16 protein-coding genes are annotated in these 18,686 nt (G+C 68.7%); 6 read left to right on the plus strand and 10 right to left on the minus strand.

The window, feature by feature from the left end; all coding sequences use genetic code 11:
• Window position 1: 1 nt before the first annotated feature.
• Window positions 2-3,472: a TM0106 family RecB-like putative nuclease gene (locus QRN21_RS15715; protein ID WP_285365110.1), complete on the minus strand. Its 3,471-nt coding sequence runs from the start codon at window positions 3,470-3,472 to the stop codon at window positions 2-4.
• A gap of 68 nt (window positions 3,473-3,540) precedes the next feature.
• Window positions 3,541-4,359 (minus strand): NAD(+) synthase, encoded by an 819-nt coding sequence (nadE, locus tag QRN21_RS15720; RefSeq protein ID WP_053098839.1) that lies wholly within the window; start codon window positions 4,357-4,359, stop codon window positions 3,541-3,543.
• Window positions 4,360-4,471: 112 nt separating this feature from the next.
• On the opposite strand from nadE, the gene QRN21_RS15725 reads away from it, so the two are divergent.
• Window positions 4,472-5,029 carry a phosphorylase family protein gene (locus QRN21_RS15725; RefSeq protein ID WP_072590787.1) on the plus strand — a complete coding sequence of 186 codons (558 nt, stop codon included), beginning with the start codon at window positions 4,472-4,474 and terminating at the stop codon, window positions 5,027-5,029.
• Window positions 5,030-5,055: 26 nt separating this feature from the next.
• On the opposite strand, the gene QRN21_RS15730 is transcribed toward QRN21_RS15725, so the two are convergent.
• From QRN21_RS15730 to QRN21_RS15745, 4 genes are all read right to left on the minus strand, one after another.
• The gene (locus QRN21_RS15730) at window positions 5,056-8,052 is read right to left on the minus strand and encodes an AAA family ATPase (protein ID WP_285365115.1); all 2,997 of its coding nucleotides are present in this window, start codon (window positions 8,050-8,052) and stop codon (window positions 5,056-5,058) included.
• Between the two features lie 51 nt (window positions 8,053-8,103).
• The gene (locus QRN21_RS15735) at window positions 8,104-9,258 is read right to left on the minus strand and encodes an exonuclease SbcCD subunit D (RefSeq protein WP_053098836.1); all 1,155 of its coding nucleotides are present in this window, start codon (window positions 9,256-9,258) and stop codon (window positions 8,104-8,106) included.
• A gap of 109 nt (window positions 9,259-9,367) precedes the next feature.
• Window positions 9,368-10,813, minus strand: a complete 1,446-nt coding sequence (locus tag QRN21_RS15740) for an MFS transporter (RefSeq protein ID WP_053098835.1) — start codon at window positions 10,811-10,813, stop codon at window positions 9,368-9,370.
• A gap of 153 nt (window positions 10,814-10,966) precedes the next feature.
• Window positions 10,967-11,275 carry a GNAT family N-acetyltransferase gene (locus QRN21_RS15745; RefSeq protein ID WP_053099389.1) on the minus strand — a complete coding sequence of 103 codons (309 nt, stop codon included), beginning with the start codon at window positions 11,273-11,275 and terminating at the stop codon, window positions 10,967-10,969.
• A gap of 328 nt (window positions 11,276-11,603) precedes the next feature.
• Here QRN21_RS15745 and QRN21_RS15750 point away from each other — a divergent pair, with 328 nt between their 5' ends.
• Genes QRN21_RS15750 through QRN21_RS15760 form a run of 3 tightly spaced genes read left to right on the plus strand, consistent with a single transcriptional unit; the run spans window position 11,604 to window position 13,535 of the window.
• The gene (locus tag QRN21_RS15750) at window positions 11,604-12,305 is read left to right on the plus strand and encodes a winged helix-turn-helix domain-containing protein (protein WP_053098834.1); all 702 of its coding nucleotides are present in this window, start codon (window positions 11,604-11,606) and stop codon (window positions 12,303-12,305) included.
• Window positions 12,306-12,339: 34 nt separating this feature from the next.
• A complete protein-coding gene (locus QRN21_RS15755; RefSeq protein ID WP_285365123.1) occupies window positions 12,340-13,299 on the plus strand; it encodes a DNA-3-methyladenine glycosylase family protein in 960 nt (319 codons plus the stop codon).
• Window positions 13,300-13,337: 38 nt separating this feature from the next.
• Window positions 13,338-13,535: a hypothetical protein gene (locus tag QRN21_RS15760; RefSeq protein WP_053098832.1), complete on the plus strand. Its 198-nt coding sequence runs from the start codon at window positions 13,338-13,340 to the stop codon at window positions 13,533-13,535.
• Window positions 13,536-13,538: 3 nt separating this feature from the next.
• Here the strand turns inward: QRN21_RS15760 and QRN21_RS15765 are convergent, their stop codons facing one another.
• From QRN21_RS15765 to QRN21_RS15780, 4 genes are read right to left on the minus strand one after another with little or no spacing between them, the layout of a single operon-like run.
• Complete coding sequence (locus QRN21_RS15765) at window positions 13,539-14,294, minus strand: iron ABC transporter ATP-binding protein (RefSeq protein ID WP_285365125.1); 756 nt, start codon at window positions 14,292-14,294, stop codon at window positions 13,539-13,541.
• A complete protein-coding gene (locus QRN21_RS15770; protein ID WP_056277058.1) occupies window positions 14,291-15,316 on the minus strand; it encodes an iron chelate uptake ABC transporter family permease subunit in 1,026 nt (341 codons plus the stop codon). The genes QRN21_RS15765 and QRN21_RS15770 overlap by 4 nt, the downstream gene beginning before the upstream one ends.
• The gene (locus QRN21_RS15775; protein WP_056277730.1) at window positions 15,309-16,307 is read right to left on the minus strand and encodes an iron chelate uptake ABC transporter family permease subunit; all 999 of its coding nucleotides are present in this window, start codon (window positions 16,305-16,307) and stop codon (window positions 15,309-15,311) included. The genes QRN21_RS15770 and QRN21_RS15775 overlap by 8 nt, the downstream gene beginning before the upstream one ends.
• Before the next feature lie 52 nt (window positions 16,308-16,359).
• The gene (locus QRN21_RS15780; protein ID WP_285365127.1) at window positions 16,360-17,352 is read right to left on the minus strand and encodes a siderophore ABC transporter substrate-binding protein; all 993 of its coding nucleotides are present in this window, start codon (window positions 17,350-17,352) and stop codon (window positions 16,360-16,362) included.
• Between the two features lie 102 nt (window positions 17,353-17,454).
• Here QRN21_RS15780 and QRN21_RS15785 point away from each other — a divergent pair, with 102 nt between their 5' ends.
• Together QRN21_RS15785 and QRN21_RS15790 are read left to right on the plus strand one after the other, a co-directional pair.
• Window positions 17,455-18,222 (plus strand): siderophore-interacting protein, encoded by a 768-nt coding sequence (locus tag QRN21_RS15785; RefSeq protein WP_285365128.1) that lies wholly within the window; start codon window positions 17,455-17,457, stop codon window positions 18,220-18,222.
• A 33-nt stretch (window positions 18,223-18,255) separates the two neighbouring features.
• Window positions 18,256-18,660 carry a VOC family protein gene (locus QRN21_RS15790; RefSeq protein WP_072590779.1) on the plus strand — a complete coding sequence of 135 codons (405 nt, stop codon included), beginning with the start codon at window positions 18,256-18,258 and terminating at the stop codon, window positions 18,658-18,660.
• The last annotated feature ends 26 nt before the right edge of the window (window positions 18,661-18,686 follow it).

Below are 18,686 nucleotides of genomic sequence, written 5' to 3' on the forward strand. Positions count from 1 at the left end.
CTCAGCTCGCCGCTCCGACCAGACGCGCGAAGGCGCTCATCCGAGCGACCCCCTCGGGAGTGCGCGGAAGATCGTCGAGCAGGGCCGGTGAGTGGATGAGGTACGCCGCGACCTGCGCCCTCGAGATCGCCACGTTCAACCGATTCTGCAGCAGGAGGAACTCCGGGCCTCGCGGAGCATCGCGTCCGCTGGACGCCGCGAGCGAGGTGATCGAGACCACCGCCTCCTTGCCCTGGAAGTTGTCGACCGTGCCGACCGGGACGTCGTGGAAGCCCGCCGCGGCGAGCGCATCGTGCACGGTCTGACGCTGGGCGTTGTACGGCGCGACGACGATGATGTCGTTCTGCGCCAGCGGGCGCGCCGTGGACTCTGCGTCATTGTCGGTGAACGTGCGTCCGACGAGACCGCGTACCAGCGCCACCACTTCGGCCGCCTCTTCCGGCGACTCTGTGGCGTTGCCTCGATGCCGCAGCGGGACGACGTGGAGCCCCGCGTCGACGCCGTCGATCGACCGCCTCTCGGTTCCGGGTGCCGAGGCGAGCTGGCCCGCGTACGCGAGCCTGGACACCGGGGCCGCGACGAACGGATGCATGCGCCACGATCTCGCGAGGAAGTAGCCGTGATCGGGCTTGATGACCGCGTCGCCGTCCATGACCCAGCCGAGCGCCGAGGTGTCGACCGGCTCGGGGTGCGCGCCCTGACTGACCTGAGGAAGCTGCTGCGGGTCTCCGAGGAGCAGCAGGTTCTTCGCTCCGGCCGCGACGGCGATCGTCGACGCGAGCGAGAACTGCCCTGCTTCGTCGACCACGAGGAGATCGAGCCCTCCGCGCTCGACGCGGGCGGTGTTGCTGAAGTCCCACGCTGTGCCGCCGACGACCGCACCGTGCTCGGCGTGCTCGGCGAGGAATGACGCCATGCCGTTCTTGGGGATGACGGTGTAGCCCGGCTCGACGGAGGGGTCTTTCGGAGCCTTGCCGACCTGACTCGCCGGCACACCGTCGGCGACGACTCGTTCGAGGAGGTTCTCGATGATCGCGTGGGACTGCGCCACGACACCGATCCGGAATCCGTGCTCCTTCACCAGCCGGGCGATCACCTGCGAGCCCGTGTAGGTCTTGCCGGTCCCCGGGGGGCCCTGCACGGCGAGGTAGCTGCGATCGAGATCGAGCACGCCTCGGACCATGGCGTCGATCACGTCGTCGCCCTGCTCGGGCAGCCGACGACCGGACAGCGTGCGCGGAGGGATGCGACGAAGCACGTCGGTGGCCGCGTCACGCGGGAACCCGGGTGCGGCCGCGTGGACGGAGTCCGCCCACTCATCGATCGCGCCCTGCAGCGAGACGACGCGTGGCGGCGCAGCCGGAGTGAGAGCGAGGGGAAGCTCGTCCCAGGTCTGCCCCTGGATCGCCGTCTCGGTGATCAGATAGCCGTCGTCGAGCACCTCGGCGACCGTGACGGTGTGAGGGACATGCACCGCTCGTGACGGTGCCTCGGTGTCGAAGGGAGCCGGCACCGGATACAGGGCGAACGGCTGCGCGCCGGCGCCCAGAGTGGTGCCCGGCGACACCTCGCCGCGGATCTCGATGTCGCGCGACATCACCCGTCGGCCCTCGCCGATGCTCCAGTCCCTCTGCACGCGCGATGAGGCGCGGTCGATGCGCACGACGTCACGCGTGCCGTCCCACATCGTGACGGGTTCGCGCAGTCGCTGGAAGTGCGAGACCCAGAAGCTCTTCGCCTCGCGCGGGAAGTAGTCGATCGCCGCGGCCGCGATGCGATGCACCTGACCGTCGTCGCCTGCGTCGACCGCGCGCTCCGCATCGGCGAGCAGTGACACCGAGCGCGGTGACGGCTCGTAGATCACCTCGTCCGCTTCATCCGGCGGCGCCGGATTCACGCCCTCAGCCCTCGCGATGTCGATCAGCCAGTTGCGGAGGCGCCGGGTGGAGACGCAGTCGTAGCGGTTGTAGTCGGCGAGGTCGGCGAATACGGCATCCGCTTCTTCCTGCTCCCCCGCCGCCGCGAGCTCTCGAGCCGCGACGTACTGCACGATCGAGTCATCGCCCTTCTGGACGTCGCTCGTGCGCACATCCGCGCCCATGTAGAGAGGCTCGAGCTTCTTGATGGAGTACGACCTCGTGCCGACCCGCACGGTCCGCAGCACGAGCGGATACAGGTCGACGAACACTCCTTCACGCAGCAGTCGATCGATCTCGCCCTCACGGACGCCGTGCCGCGCCGCCATGGCCACGAGGTGCGAGGTCTCATACGGGGCGTAGTGATAGATGTGCATGCCCGGATGAGCCGCGCGCCGCAGCTTCACGAAGTCGAGGAACCTCTCGAACGCCTCGCGTTCCGCCGCGAAATCGTGTGCCCAGAGCGCGGTGTACTGATCGGAGTTGTCGACCCATCCGAAGAGGTAGTCGATCCCCCAGTGAGCCTGACCGTCCGGCGCCGGCTCGGTGTAGAGAGGGTCACCCTCGAAGTCGAAGAAGATGTCTCCGTGGCTCGGCACCGGGAGCGTATGGATCGCGGCCGCGTAGTGCACGTCGTAGGTCGGCGCACCGTCGGCATCCGCCTGGATCTGCAGTCGGGCCTGTGCCCTCAGAGTCTCGAACGTGTCGGTGTTCATGCCGTCAGGGGGCGTGGGCGCCTCTGCCAAGGCGTCGATGGTCTCGATGCCGGCGGCTCTCAGTCGCGCACGCTGCACGGGCCGCATGCGGGCGACCATGAGGAGATCTCGGTGCGCGATCACCTGTTCCTCGCAGGTGGCGCAGCGCCCGCACGCCACGACCTCGAGATCGCCGCGGTCGTCGCCCCACGCCAGCGCCGCCCCGGCGGAACCGTCGTCGATGCGACGATCTGCGATGAGCGCGCGCAGACGCGCCCGTCGCACCTGGAACAACGGAAGGAGGTCGTCGACGGAGTGGGTGCTCACTGAGCCGTCGCCGAGGATGAGGTCGACCTCGTCGGATCGTGGGATGCCGAGCCGATCGAGCTGATCGACATATGCCGCGAGCTGCATGAGGGCCGTGACCCGCGCTTTTCGGGCGAGCTTCGAATCCTGCACCCGCCAGCGACCGTCGTCGTCGCGCTTCAGGAAATCTGCGAATCCCACGAACTCGGGTGTAGCGAAAGCCGCCTGGAAGACGACGACAGCGTCGGAGCCGAGTGCCTGAACCGTCTCTTCGACCGCCGCCGCCAGGGCAACTGCGTCGACGGACGACACCTTCTCGACGAGATGCACCCGATCGGCGCCGAGATCATCGAGATAGCGCGCCAAGACGTTCCGCTCATGCACGTCTCCGAGCAGCGCCGCCCGCGCCAGAGTCGCGTCTTCGGGCTCGTCGACCGCGGGGACCCGCCCCAGCTTGGCGTCGATCGCACGGCACCACGCGAACTCGCATTCGGCGGCCGCCTTGAGGTCGCTCGCGCTCCAGATGACGCGCTGCGCCTGAGTGTCGATCCGCACGATGCTCCCGTTCTGTCGGACACTTCGACACTAGCCGCGGCATCCGACACGGGATCACGATGGGCCGCTCAGCGCCACCAGGAGTCGTCGGGCGTCACGGGCAGGTTGCGCTTGTGCTGGGTGGCGAGATAGCGCGACTCGATGCGCCCGGCGACCTCCGGGTCGACCTGGCGCCCTTCGAGGAAGTCGTCGATCTGCTCGTAGGTGAGTCCGAGCTCGTCCTCATCGGCGCGACCGGGCTGACCGTCGAGCAGATCGGCGGTGGGCACCTTGTAGGCGAGCTGGTCGGGAGCGTCGAGGAGCAGGAGAAGCGAACGCCCCTGCCTCTTGGTGAGCCCGGAGAGCGGGAGGATGTCGGCGGCCCCGTCGCCGAACTTCGTGTAGAAGCCCGTCACGGCCTCAGCCGCGTGGTCGGTGCCGATCACGAGCAGACCGTCGTGGCCGGCCAGCGCGTACTGCGTCACCATGCGCACTCGCGCCTTGATGTTGCCGCGATTGAAGTCGCTGATGTCGCTCGTGACGGCGAACTCGATGTCCTCCTCGACGCCGTCGACGCCGTTCTGGATGTTCACCTCGACCGACGCATCCGGCTCGATGAACTCGAGTGCTGCCTGGGCATCCGCCGCGTCCTTCTGGATGCGGTACGGCAGCCGGACGGCGAGGAACTTCGCCTCCCCGCCCTCTGCTCGCACCCGCTCGACGGCGAGCTGCGCCAGACGACCGGCGAGTGTCGAGTCCTGACCGCCCGAGATGCCGAGCACGAAACCTTTCGCGCCGGTGGTGCGCAGGTAGTCGACGAGGAACTGCACGCGGCGCTCCACCTCGATCTCGGGGTCGATCTCGGCCCTCACGCCGAGCGCTTCAGAGATCTGCTGCTGCAGGGTCATGTGTTCCTCCGGTCTACCCGACGTCAGTATCCTCCTCCAGTGTTACATCGAGATGACGTGGATCGCACGCGCGTGACTCCGCGGCGGCCGATGCACCTGAGAGGATGGCGGAGTGAAACTTCTCGTCGCAGCCATGGCCTCCGAACTCGCAGCGTTCCCGGAAGAGCTCGAGGGATTCGACCAGCTCGTGACCGGCGAGGGCAAGATGCAGGCCGTCTACGCCCTGACCCGTGCGCTCGACGCCAAGGAGTACTCCGAGGTCGTGGTCGTCGGCACCGCCGGTGGGATCGACCCTGAACTCGAGGCGACGGTCCACGAGATCGGCAGCGCGCTGCAGCATGACGTGTTCGACCTCGACGGTGTCGCAGGGCAGCACGTGTCTCTGCCGGCGCGCGTGTCGACGGGCCGCGAGGGTGTGCTGATCGCGACCGGAGACAGCTTCGTCGGCGATGCGGGGATCACGGCCGTCATCCGGCCGTCCGGTGCGGGACTGGTCGACATGGAGACCTATGCGTACATCTGGGTCGCCGGGAAGTTCGGGGTGCCGATCCGTGCTTTCCGTGCGATCTCCGATCGAGCCGAGGACGGTGCGCTCGTCGACTTCCGCGAGGCGATCGCCCGCTGCAGCGTGCAGCTGCGCGAGGTGATCCGTCGGGAGTACGGCGTCTGAGACACGCACCGCGTCGGTGCGGGGTCTCAGCGCGTCTCGATGACGCTCGGCCCGTTCGGCGTCGCGCGTACGGAGAGCTGCGCGGGGATCTGCTCCTGCATCGCCTCGACGTGGCTGATCACCCCGACGGTGCGACCGCCCTGTCGGAGCTCGTCGAGGGTGCGCATAGCGACGTCGAGCGTGTCGCCGTCGAGGGATCCGAACCCCTCGTCGATGAAGAGGGTGTCGAGACGGATGCCGCCGGCTCGCGCCGTGACCACCTCGGCGAGTCCGAGAGCGAGGGCGAGCGAACTCAGGAACGTCTCGCCTCCTGACAGGGACTGCGCTGGCCTTGTCTGGCCGGTGAATGCGTCGAACACGACGATCCCGAGCCCGGATGCCGCGCCGCGCGCGGCGAGCGCGTCGGAGTGACGCAGTTGGTAGCGCCCGGTCGACATGTCACCGAGGCGTCGATTGGCCGCCTCGACGATCTCCTCGAGCTCTGCGGCCAGCACGAACGTCTCGAGGGTCATCTTGCGCGTGTTCGCACCGCGCCCGGCGATGGTGTCGGCCAGGTTCTGCAGGACTTCGTACTCGGCGGCGTCCTCCGCGGTGCGCGCGTGCTCGGCGGCGGCGGCCTCGATGAGTGCCGCGAGCTGCTCCGCCACGGCGGCAGCTCGCCCGGCTTCGTCGACCGCTGCCGACCAGCGCTGCCGAGCGGCGAGGGACCTCAGCTCGGCGGGATCGAGATCGATCGGCTCCTCGGGCAGCGTGCGCAGTTCGAGGTCGAGGAGGATCGCGCGCTCCTTCTCTCTGAGCACGGCATGCTGCGTGATCCGGCTCTCGAGCGCCGCCTGGGAAGCGGCGGAGCGCAGCGCCCGCTCGACAGCGGCCACGTCGGGAAACTCGGACGCGGCGAGTGCGGCGTCCCGCTCGAGCATCGCCGCGGTCGCCGCCTCTGCTCTGCGCTCACGTTCGGCCGACGCCTCGACCAGCGCGAGAGCAGCCTGAACTTCATCGAGCGTCGCAGCGAGCCGCGCTGCCACGGAGTCGAACGGTCCTTTCGCGTCGGCGATCGCCTGACGCGCCTCGGCCATGCGCTGAGCCACGAGCGAGTGCTCCTCGCGGGCTGCGGCCAGCGCGGCGGTGTGACGTTCGCGATCGATCTCGAGCCGCCGGATGCGTTCGATCAGGGCGTCGCGCCGCTGTTCGAGCCTCGTCCGCTCGTGCGAGGCCTCGACGCTCTCCGCGTGTGCGGCGGTCGCGTCGTGCAACTCTGTGGCAGCCTCATCGGCTGCTCGGCCGTCGGCCCGGGTGACTGCGGCGGCGAGATCCGCACGCAGCGAGGACACGTGCTCGGCGGCGTCCCGCTCACGCCGGGCGATGATGTCGCGCTCGGTCTCGGCTTCGTCGACGTCGTCGGCGGACACCGGATCCGTGTGCACGGCGGGAGCGGGATGCTCGGGGGATCCGCATACCGGACACGCCTCGTCGTCCTGCAGGGAAGCCGCCAGCTCTCCCGCGATGCCGTCGAGGCGCCGCTGTCTGAGCTGAGCCAGCGCCGTCTGGGCCGCGGCGAGCGCGGCGCTGGCCTCAGCGAGCTCTCGCTCCGCGCCGCCGTGCGCGACGCGGAGGCGTTCCGCCTCGAGCGCCGCCGCATGCCGCACGGCGGCACCATCTCGCGCTGCAGCCAGATCCGCGACGCGATCGGCACGCTGCCTCGCGGCGTCACGGTCGAGAGTGAGCTGTTCGAGCTGTCCCGGAAGAGCGAGGCGATCGGCCTCCGCGGCCTCGATCCGCGCGGTCGCCGCCGCCACGGCATCCGCGGCCGCGGTGAGTTCGGCGTCGAGAGCGGACGCGGAACCCTCCAGTTCCGCCGCCCGCTGCCACGTGCCCGTCTGCCTGGTGCGTTCAGCCGCCCATTCCGCGAGATCGTCCGTGACGATGTCGTGAGCCGCCCACACGGCGCGTGCGCGCTTCTCGGCTTCGACCGAAGCATCGAGCGCAGAAGACGCCGTCGCCGCGGCCGTGATCGGGCCCCGAAGAAGCTCCGCAGTCCGAGCCTCGTGCAGTTCCGTGCGCGCGTCCGCGATCCGAGGCTCCTCGGCCTCGAGACGATCGAGCGCTGCCCTGGCACGATCGCGCTCGATCTGCGCCCTCTGCTCGTCTCGCAGCGTCGCGAGCGCCGCATCCGCGGCATCCGACTCCTTCTCGGCGTCGACACGCTCCGCCGCGCGACGCTCGGCGCGGTAGTCCGCTCGAGCCTGAGCGCGACGCAGACGGTCGAGACGCTCGTCCGTCGTCATCACGAGGGACTCCGCCTCACTCGATGCGGTGTCGCCTCCCTGCGCGTCGCTGTCATGCCCGAGGTCGGCGTTGTCGACCAGTCGCTCGCCTTCGTCGAGGCGGGCTGACACGGTGGCGAGACGGGCTCCGAGTGACCGCTCCGCCGCCTTGCGTCGCTCGTCGAAACGCGTCTGCATGTCCTCGAACCGCTCGGTGCCGAACAGCCGCCGCAGCAGCGCCTGCCGCTCACGACTGCCGGCGAGCAGGAACTCCGAGAAGCGGTTCTGCGCGAGCAGGATCACCTGCAGGAACTGCTCACGGCTGAGCTGCAGGATCTCGTCGAGTTCGTAGGCTGCCTCGCGTTCCTTCGCAGCGAGTCCGATCCACTCGCCGCCGACCAGCGTGTCGAGCTGCACGGCTGCCGACTGCACCGTCATTCCGCCGCCACGCTTCTTGGGCCGCTCGTACTCGGGCGAACGTGTGACCCGGTATCGGCCTGCCGGAGTGCTGAACTCGACGACGACCTCGGTGACGTCGTCGGGCTCGCAGTGGTCGCTGCGCAGTCGCTTCTCGCCGCCCTCGTACCGTGGCACCCCACCGTAGAGAGCGAAGCAGACCGCATCGAGGATGCTGGATTTGCCTGCTCCCGTGCGACCGGCGATCAGGAAGATGCCGTCGTCTGCGAAGGCGTCGAAGTCGACGACCTGACGATCGCGGAACGGCCCGAAGCCCTCGACCTCGAGGAGGTGCAGCTGCATCAGAGCGCCTCCTTCGCTGTCGGAGAGTCTTCGCGTCGAGCGGCCACCGGACTAGACGAGGGCTTCTGCACGAACGCGGTCATCGAGCACCTCGCGGATCAGCTCGGCCTCGCGCTCGGTCGCCCCGTGTCCTGAGCGGACGTGCTCGAGGAAGGCCTCGATCCGTTCAGGATCGGTCACGGCACCCTGCAATCTCTCGACGTACGACCGCTCGATCGTCTCCGAGGTCTGGGACGGCTGATGCTGCACCATCGCGCAGTGCGGATACCGCTCACGGAGTCGGCGCATCGGCTCTGTCTGGGCGAGCGCGTCGGTGTAGACCGCGCAGACCCAGTCCTCCGCGTGAGCGGCGACGTTCTCGGTCGACAGGATCTCCTCGAGGGTGCCCGTGAGCGTGACGAGACGGCGAGGCACGGGGAGCTCGAGCCACTCGACCGATGCCAGTCCGGTCGCGTCGAGCTCGACCAGCCAGGACCCGCGCGGCTTGTTCTGCTCGCCGAAGCTGTAATGCAGGGGGGCGCCCGAGTAGCGCACGCGCTCGCTGATCTGCTGGCGCCCGTGGATGTGACCGAGGGCGACGTAGTCGGGACCGTCGAACACGGTCAGCGGCACGACGTCGAGACCGCCCTGCCGGACCTCGCGCTCGAGGCCCACCGTGGCGTCGACCCCGGCGGAGAAGCAGTGGGCGATCGCGACGGACCGGCCGGGGTGTTCATTCATACCGACCCGTACGAGGTCCATGGCGTGCGCCAGCGTCTGCGCCTGCGTGCGCAGTTCGGCCCCATTCCAGTGCTGTCGGACGATGGCGGGCTCGAGGTAGGGGATGCCGAAGAAGTGCACGGGGCCGTCGGCGTCTGTCAGTGTCACCGGAGTGCCGATCGCGAGGGGGTCGGTCAGCACATGAATGCCGTCACGCAGCAGTCGCGCCTGGAACCCCAGCCGCGCGGCGGAGTCGTGGTTGCCGCTCGTGACGATCACACGGGCCCCCGTCTCGTGCAGCGCCACGAGAGCGTCACCGAGAAGCGTGTACGCGGGGCCGGCGGGGGTCGCCGAGTCGAACACGTCGCCGGCGACGATGACGACGTCGACCGCGTGGTCGCGAACCTGCGCCGTGAGCGCCCCGAGCACCTCGGCCAGCGCGTCCATGGTCGAGTTGCCATGGAAGGTGCGGCCGATGTGCCAGTCGGAGGTGTGCAGGATTCGCATACTCACACGCTACGAACCCCCACCGACATTCGGTCCGAGGCGTGCCGTGGCGCCCGTTCCCCGCATCGAGATCTCCGCGATCCGGCCGAGAGAGGACGCCACGACGACGTCAGTGCGCAGCGACGGCCAGTCCCGGCTGCGCCGGCATCAGCTCGTCCTTCGTGCCCCGCACCATCACCGCGGCGATCACCGCGGCGACGAGCATGAGGATCGACGCGACGATGAAGACCCAGCCGTAAGCGTCGGTCAGCTGCCCGGGGTCGAGATCCGCCTGGGCGTGCCCTCCGACCGACGCGGCGTACACGGCTGTGAACACCGACAGGCCGATCGATCCGCCGATCTGCATGGCCGAGTTGGCGACTGCCGACGCGATGCCCGCGTCATGCGGAGCCACTCCGGTGAGAGCGAGGTTCTGCAGCGGGATGAAGACGAAGCCCATGCCGACGCCGAGCAGCACGAGCGCCGGGGCGATCTGCACCAGGTAGGCGCCGTCCGGGGTGATGCCCGACAACAGGAACAGACCCGCCGCGGCGATGAGCGGTCCGACGATCATCATCGGCCGCGGTCCGATCACTCCGAGCAGCTTGGTCGCGATCGGGGCGATGATCATCGTGGCGATCGGCAGCGGCAGGGTCGCCGCGCCCGCCTGAAGCGCGCCCATCCCGAGCACGAACTGCAGGTGGAAGGTCAGGTAGAGCGTCGCGCCGATCATGATCGCTCCGGCCACGCCCTGGATCAGGAACGCACCACCCCTGACCCGGTCCGCGACGACCCGCAGCGGAAGGAGCGGCTGGGCCACGCGGCTCTCGACCCAGACGAACGCGGCGAGCAGCACGACTCCGAGCACGAGGAAGGTGATGGTGAGCGGGTCGCCCCAGCCGTTCTCGGCGAGGCTGAACCCGTAGACGAGGGAGCCGAGACCGAGGGTCACGGTGATCGCGCCCCAGACGTCGTAGCGGTTGTCGCCGTCCGCCTTGCTCTCCGTCAGGAAGAGCGCTCCGCCGATCAGTCCGATCGCGACGAAGAACAGGTTGACGAGCAGGCACCAGCGCCAATCGGTGAACTCCGTGAGGAATCCGCCCAGGAGCAGACCGACGGCCGCTCCTGTTCCTGCGACCGTCCCGAAGACGGCGAACGCCGTGTTGCGCTCCTTCCCGGAGGGGAAGGTCACGGTGAGGAGAGCGAGGGCGGCGGGAGCGAGGAGCGCGGCGAAGACCCCCTGGAGGCCGCGCGCGAGGATCAGCTCCCAGCCGGACTGCGCGAGGCCGCCGAACAGGGACGCCGCGCCGAAGCCCACCATCCCGATCATGAAGGTGCGCTTGCGACCGAGGTAGTCGGCGATGCGTCCTCCGAGCAGAAGCAGCGCGCCGAAGGCGAGGGCGTAGGCCGTGACCACCCACTGACGCTGGCCGTCGCTCAGACCGAGCGATGCCTGCGCCTGCGGCAGGGCGATGCTGACGATGGTGCCGTCGAGGACGACGATCAGCTGCGTGAGGGAGATGACGACGAGCGCCCACCACCGTGTCTGGGGGCGGGCGCGCAGGGACGATGACATGGAAGAACCTCCGGTGTCGGGGACGATGCCGGAGGTTTCGAGCCTCGGACCAGCGCGCGTCAGCGCCTGACCACCTCAGCCGACGGGGCTGAGCAGAGCATCCATATTACCGGAGGAATGACGCCGCGTAACACAGCGTCACACGTCGATGCGTCAGCGCGAGCGCAGCAGAGACGCGTGCTCGGGATGCGCCTGGAACCAGTCGGCGACATACCAGCACACGGCGTCGACCTTGCGATCTCCGCGCTCCTCGATCTCGGCGACTGCTCCCTCCACGACGACGCCCGCGTAGCCGTGGCCGCGGAAAGTCGGGATGGTGAAGGCTCGCGTCAGGGCGATCGTGTTCCCGTCGTCGCGATAGTCGAGCACGCTGACGAGCTGCCCGTCGCGCGTCAGCGTGTACCGCGAGGCGTCCTTCTCATCAGTGAGGATGAAGCCGGCAGCGAGGGTCGAAGTGGTCACCTTCTCCACGTTACGCCTCGCTCCCCGGCCGGCGGCCGTTTTGACACGCGCGGACTTCTTCCGACATAATCCCCCCATGACTACCAACGCAAGCCCTTTGTCCGCCCAGGAGGCGAACAGGACTGCCGGGATGATGATGCCCGGTCGCGTTGGCATGTGTTGCCGAATGTGTCGCTGAACGAACAGCCACTCCGTCTGACCTGACTTCTCGCGATCTGCGAGGACTGGTCTCCGAGCACCCACCCCGTGCTCGCTTCCCGGCTCGCCCGGTCATTCATGCAACGCATCAGAGCCTTCTTCCGGCTCACGTCCTGAGGACTACATCATCATGTCGAACATCGCACTTCTCGAGCGTCCCGCCGCCGCCACCGCCGTCCGCACCGTCTCGTCGGAGCCCGCCGCACCGCTCGATGCAGATCTTCCCGCCGTCCGCTCGCCGCGAGGATTCGCCCTCTACGTCGGTCTCGACGAGATCAAGGCGGCCGAAGCCGGCGTCAGCCTCCCGCTCCTGGTCGACGCTCTGCGCCGCACCCTCGCCGAGCTCGCACCGGGTGCCGAGACGCACGCCACCGTCGCCCTGGCCCCGCACGGCTCCGGCGGCCGCGACCTCGACGTCGTCCGTCTCGCACTGCACGAGCCGGGTGCGATCGCACGCACCAAGGCCGCTGCCGAAGAGGAGGCGACCGACGAAGAAGGCGGCGTCGTGGTCGACATCTCGCGCAAGCGCGTGCTGATCGACGGCGAGTCCGCGGCGTTCACCTACAAGGAGTTCGAGCTGCTGCAGTACCTCGTGCTCCGTGAAGGACGGACGATCGAGCGCAGCGAGCTGGTCTCCGCGCTCTGGCAGGCGCAGGACGACGAGACTCCCGGCGAGCGCACGATCGACGTGCACGTGCGGCGTCTGCGCGCGAAGCTCGGCCGCTACGAGGACATCGTCCGCACCGTGCGCGGCATCGGCTACCGCTTCGACCGACACGCCGACGTCGTCATCCGCTACGGCCACGGAACGCCCTCGCCCGACCGCTTCTGATCCGAGTGTCAGCCCCGCCACGTATGGTGGGCGCATGACCCTGACCGCGGATGCCGGAGCCGCCGATGCGGCCTCCCGCGGCGCGCCGCGCGAGACCGTGTATCGGCCGGCCGCACCCGTCGATCTCCGCGCGACGGTGGGCATGCTGCGACGGGGGCCCGGCGACCCGACCATGGTGTTCGACGGCCCGGTGATCTGGCGCACGCTGCGAACGCCGCTCGGTCCTGCCGCACTCGCGCTGCGCGCCCGCGGCGACGAGATCATCGCCACGGCGTGGGGCGAGGGAGCGGAGCACGCGCTCGACAGCGTCCCGGAGCTGTGCGGCGCGAACGACGACCCCACCGGCTTCGATCCCTCCCATCATCCGCTGATCGCCGACGTCGCACGCCGGTCGGTCGGCATCCGCCTGGCTCGCACGGGCGTCGTGTTCGACGCTCTCGCGTGCGCGATCATCGAGCAGAAGGTGACCGGCCTCGAGGCGTTCCGCGCATGGAGACAGCTCGTCACGAAGTTCGGCGAGCGCGCACCCGGTCCCACCCCGAGGCCGATGTACACCGCCCCCACCGCCGCGCAGTGGCGCCGCATCCCGTCGTGGGACTGGCACCGGGTCGCGGTGCAGCCGCCGCAGTCGAAGACCGTCGTGCGCGCCGCCGAGCGCGCTGAGAGCGTCTCGCGCGCACTTCTGGCCGCCCCCACCGGCGAGGAGCGCGATCGCGTGCTGACGAGCTTGCCGGGCGTCGGCATCTGGACCTCGGCCGAGACCCGCATCAGAGCCCTCGGCGATCCTGACGCCGTGAGCGTCGGGGACTACCACCTGGCCCATCAGGTCGGCTATGCCCTCACGGGCCACCGCACGGATGACGACGGGATGCTCGAGCTGCTCGCCCCGTGGGCCGGCCACCGGCAGCGAGTGATCCGCCTCATCTTCGCGAGCAGGGTGAGCGAACCCCGTCGTGGGCCGCGGCTCTCCCCCGAAGATCATCGGAGTCGCTGACCCTGCCGCACGGCGCGGATCGCCCCTAGGCTGAGGCCATGTCCCGCAACGCACTCCGCTTCTCCGTCACGGCAGGGCTGCTCATCGTCGGTGTCGTGATCGGCCTGATCTTCCAGAACGTCTGGCTCGGCATCCTACTCGCCGCGATCGTCTGGCTCGGCTGGTTCATCGGCTACGAGTCCCGGCGCGGCCACAACACCGGCGTCAACGACGAGGACCACGGCGTCGAGCTCTGAGCGTCAGTAGTAGACCGCCAACGGACCGGACGGCCCCTCGACCACCCGCACGGGCGTATCGAACACCCGGGTGAGCACGTCGCCGGTCATGATCTCGGCGGGCGCCCCGAACTCGATGACGGCTCCGTCCTTCATGGCGCAGATGTGGTCGGCGTAGTGCCCCGCGAAGTTGATGTCATGCAGCACGATGACGATCGTGCGCCCCAGCTCCTCTGACGCCCGGCGCAGGTGCTTCATCATCTGCACGGCGTGCTTCATGTCGAGGTTGTTGAGTGGCTCGTCGAGCAGAACGAACTCGGTGTCCTGCGCCAGGACCATGGCGACGTAGGCTCGCTGTCGCTGGCCGCCGGAGAGCTCGTCCAGGTATCGACCTTCGAGGTCCCCGAGATCGAGGAAGTCGATCGCTCTGCTAATGAGCTCCTCGTCGGCGCGCGTCAGCCGGCCCTTCGAATGCGGGAAGCGCCCGAAGCCCACCAGCTGGCGCACGGTGAGACGGGTGACGAAGTGGTTCTCCTGCCGCAGCACCGAGACGATCTTGGCGAGATCCTTCGACTTCGTGGTCGCCACGTCGTATCCGGCGATCTCGATCGCTCCGGCGTCCATGCCGCCGAGCCGGCCGATCATCGTCAGCAGAGTCGACTTTCCCGCGCCGTTCGGACCGATCAGTGCCGTGATGCCGCCGGAGGGGATCCGGAGGTCCACAGGGCCGATCGCGACCTGGTCGCTGTAGTCGCGGCGGACGCCGTCGAGTGTGATCACAGCCTGCCCTTTCTGAGGATGACGACGAGGAACACGGTTCCTCCGACGAGTTCGATGAGGATCGACACCATGCCCTGCGCGTAGAAGACGTTCTTCATGACGAAGTACGCCCCGGCGAGGATCGTGAAGGCGGTGAGCACCGCCACCGGGAAGATGAGCCGGTGGTCGTATGTATCGGCGAACTGGTACGCGAGGGTCGCGACGAGGAAGCCGAGGAACGTCATCGGGCCCACCAGCGCGGTGGAGGTCGCCATCAGCACGGCGACGAGAAAGAGCACGGCATAGAGCTCGCGCTTGTGGTCGAGTCCGAGCGAGCGCGACACGTCGGGTCCGAGCGCGAGGAGATTCAGCCGCCGTGCCCGCAGCCACAGCAGCGCGGACGCGGCGACGCACAGCGGGATCGCGAGCGGCAGGTAGGACGCGTCCGCGTTGGAGACGTTGCCGAACAGGCGAGCCGCCAGCACGTCGAACTCGCTCGGTGTGAGCAGCCGCTGCATGAAGGTCGATATCGCCCCGAGTCCGCCGCCGATGATGATCCCGATCAGGAGCATGATCTGGAGGTTTCCATAGCGCCCCGACAGCAGCCATCCGTAGAGCGCCATCGCGAGCCCCACCATGATGACGACCTGCAGGCCGAACTGCCAGACGCCCTGGATCGCGACGAGCCCTGCGACGCCGAACAGGTAGACCGTAGTCGTCTGCACCACCCGATAGAGCGATTCGAACCCCATGATCGACGGCGTGATGATGCGGTTGTTCGTGACCGTCTGAAAGCTCACGGTCGCAATCGCCTGCGCCACCGCGACCACTGCCATCACGGTCACATTCGTCACGCGGAGCTTCGCGATGCGCCAGAACCCCGGCGATCCGATCGGCATGGGGTTGTCCCAGGCGAGCAGGGCGAAGGCGAAGGCCGCGGAGAGGACGATGAGGACGCCCAGCACCAGGGCGTAGCGACGGCGCGCATGCGCGGACGTGAAGGATCCGGAGGTGCGGGCATCGACCGCGAGTGCGCTAGCCACGACGACGCTGCCTCAGCAGGAGGAGGATGAAGACGATCGCGCCGACGATCCCGAGGATCAGCGAGACCGGGACCTCGAACGGCATGATGATCGTGCGGCCGATGATGTCGCAGACCGTGACGATCGCGATGCCCAGCAGACACACCCACGGCAGGTTGCTGCGCAGGTCGTCTCCTCGGACCATCGAGACGATGTTGGGCACGATCAGTCCGAGGAACGGGAGGTTGCCGACGACGACCGTGACGACTCCGGTGGTGACGGCGATCAGCACGGTCCCGAGCAGGATCACGCGGTTGTAGTCCACGCCGACGTTGGTGGCGATCTCCTCCCCCAGTCCGGCGATCGTGAGGCGGTCCGCCACGATGAAGACGACGACCCCGACGACCGCCACGATCCAGAGCATCTCGTACTGCCCGCGGAGCACCGAGGTGAAGCTGCCGGCGAACCAGACGCCGATCGCCTGGAGCGAGTCGGTGACGAGCGCGAAGTACGTCGACACCGATCCGACGACGGCGCCGAGCATGATCCCGACGATCGGGACGATGAGCGACGACCGGAGGGAGACGCGGCGCAGGAATGCGAAGAAGACCATCGTGCCGATGAAGGCGGCGATGATGGCGCCCGTCATCCTCAACGGGATCGACGGGTTCGGCACCAGCACCATGACGGTCAGCAGACCGAGCCCTGCCCACTCGGTCGTGCCGGTGGTCGTGGGTTCGACGAAGCGGTTCTGGGTGAGGAGCTGCATCACGAGCCCGGCCATCGCCATGGCGGCTCCCGCGAGGACGAGAGCGATCGTGCGCGGCACGCGGGTGATCTGGAACATCTCCGCGCCGTCCGCGGCCCCCGCGATGTCGTATACGCCCGTGAAGAGCGACACGACGAGGAGTGCGACGACGACGAGGATGCCGACGAGCAGCTTCACGTCGAAGAGCCGCCCGACGGAACGGGGCGACTCGATGGATGCGGTGCGGGTGTGGGTGCGGGTCATCATGCGACGCCGGACGGCGGCATCCGCTCGGAGCGGATGCCGCCGGTCGGCCCTACTTCTGCGCGGCCTCGAGCGCGTCGGCGAGGTCCTCGAGGAACGTGGTGTACGTCTGGATGCCCTCGTTCAGGTAGGTGTCCGTGGGCATGTAGACGATCTGCTCGTCGGCAACGGCGGTGACGCCGGCGAGCGCCTCGGAGCTCTCGAGGATCTCGGACGCCTGCACGTAGTCGGGGGTCTCGGCGGCGAAGACCGCATCGCGGTCGAGCACGAGAAGCCAGTCGGGGTTGGAGGAGGCGATCGCCTCGACGGAGATGTCGTCGCCCTGGTGGTCGTCGGAGGCGTCATCGACCTCGAGCGCCGGCGTCAGACCGAGGATGTCGTAGATCGGTCCGAGCGAGCGCCCGACGGTCGGCGCGAGGTACCCGATCTCGCCGCCGGAGGTGTTCACCGCCATGACGGTGTCGGCGTCGTCGTATGCGGCCTTGGCCCGCTCGACGGCCGCGTCGAAATCGTCGACGAGCGCCTGCGCCTCGTCCTGCTTGCCGAAGATCTCGCCGAGGACGGTGGTCTGACGCTTGAGCTCCTCGTCGAAGGGCTCGCCCTCGCGCGGCTCGAGGTCGATGATCGTGGCGTCCGGCACGAGCTCCGCGATCGCCTCGTTGTGCTGGGTGAATCGCTGGCCGCTGATGATGAGGTCGGGTTCGACGGCGACGATCGCCTCGAGGTCGGGCTCGCTGTGCAGGCCGATGTCGACGATCGACTCGTCGTCGAGGTACGACACGGTGTCCGGCATGAGCGCGACAGCGCCGGCCGAGAGCTCGACTCCCCAGTCGGAGAGGGTCTGGAACGTGCGGTTGTCCAGTGCGACGACGGATGCAGGGGGCGTGGCGATCTCGTGCGATCCGCTGTTGTCCTCGACGGTGACCGAGTCCGCTGCGGCTGCGGTCCCCTGCGGCTCGGCGTCGGAGCCGGAGGCGCAGCCGGCGAGGGTGAGGAGGCCGACGAGACCGACGCTCGTAGCGGTGAGGATTCTGGGCATGGACATGGAGAGACTCCTGTTCTGCGGTGATGAGTGCGCGGAAACGGCGCGGGAACGGCGGACTTAGGATGCCCTAACTCCACCTCCAAGATAGGTTAGCCTTACTTTATGAGCGATATGAAATCCCGCTTCTCCATCGAGCGCCGCGGCCTCGATCTGCGCTTCCGCACCGTCACGCTGACCGCCCGGGAATGGCTGGCCCCTGGCTACGTGCGTGTCCGGCTCAGTGGCAGTGACCTCGAGGGCTTCGACTCTCCCGGCTCCGACGACCACATGCGCCTCTTCTTCCCGTCCGGTCCCGTGGAGTCCCTCGAGCAGATGCGGGAGGCGCCGAGTCGCGAGTACACACCTCTCGCCTGGGGCGACGACTGGCTCGACGTCGAGTTCGCGGTGCACGGCGACGCAGGGGTCGGCGCCCCGTGGGCCGCGACCGCTCCGCTGGGTGCATCGATCGGAGTCGGTGGCCCCCGCGGTTCGGCCGTGCTCAGCGGCAGCCCCGGATCCTGGCTTCTCGTCGGAGACGAGACCGCCATCCCGGCGATCCGACGCTTCGCCTCGTCGATACCCGCCGGGGTGCCCGCCCGCATCGTGATCGAGACGGCCTCCGTCGGCCGGGAGATCGAGATCGACACCCCGGTCGACGTGGAATGGCTGCACCGTGGCGACGCCGCCGAAGGCTCCGCCCTCATCGCATTCCTCGACCGCCTGACCGCCGACGATTCGGTCGGCGACGACCCGTTCGTGTTCATCGCCGCCGAGCAGTCGGTCGTGAAGCCCGGGCGCGCGCTGCTCAGCCGGTGGGGCGTCGACTCCGCGAACGCGGTGGTCAAGGGCTATTGGAAGCGGGGCGAAGCGGAGTACCACGCTCCGCACTAGTGCGATCCGGGCGCCGACTGGAAGACTGGACGCATGGCTCTTCTGGATCACCTGGGCATCACCGTCAACGAGCTGGAGCGCGGTCGCGCGCAGTTCCATCCCGTGCTGACGGCCCTCGGCTATCAGAGCGGCGGCGAGGACGACCACTCGATCTCGTGGCACAACGGCGACGAGACCGAGATCATCCTGTACGCCTGGGATGAGGAATCCGGGCCCCATCGTCACGGCCGCGTGGGATGGCAGCACATCGCTTTCTCGGTGTCGACGCGAGACGAGGTCGACCGCCTTCACGCCGTCGCGCGCGATGCGGGATGGTCGGCCGTGCGCGAGCCCAAGGAATATCCGCGATACACGGAGCGCTACTACGCCTCGTTCGTGGAGGATGCCGACGGCATCCGGATCGAGTTCATGCACAACCCGCCGCGCGAGTCCCAGTGACGCGCGCGCTCTGCGGCGGGTGAGCC

The organism is Microbacterium sp. LMC-P-041, from assembly GCF_030209555.1.
Lineage (GTDB): Bacteria > Actinomycetota > Actinomycetes > Actinomycetales > Microbacteriaceae > Microbacterium.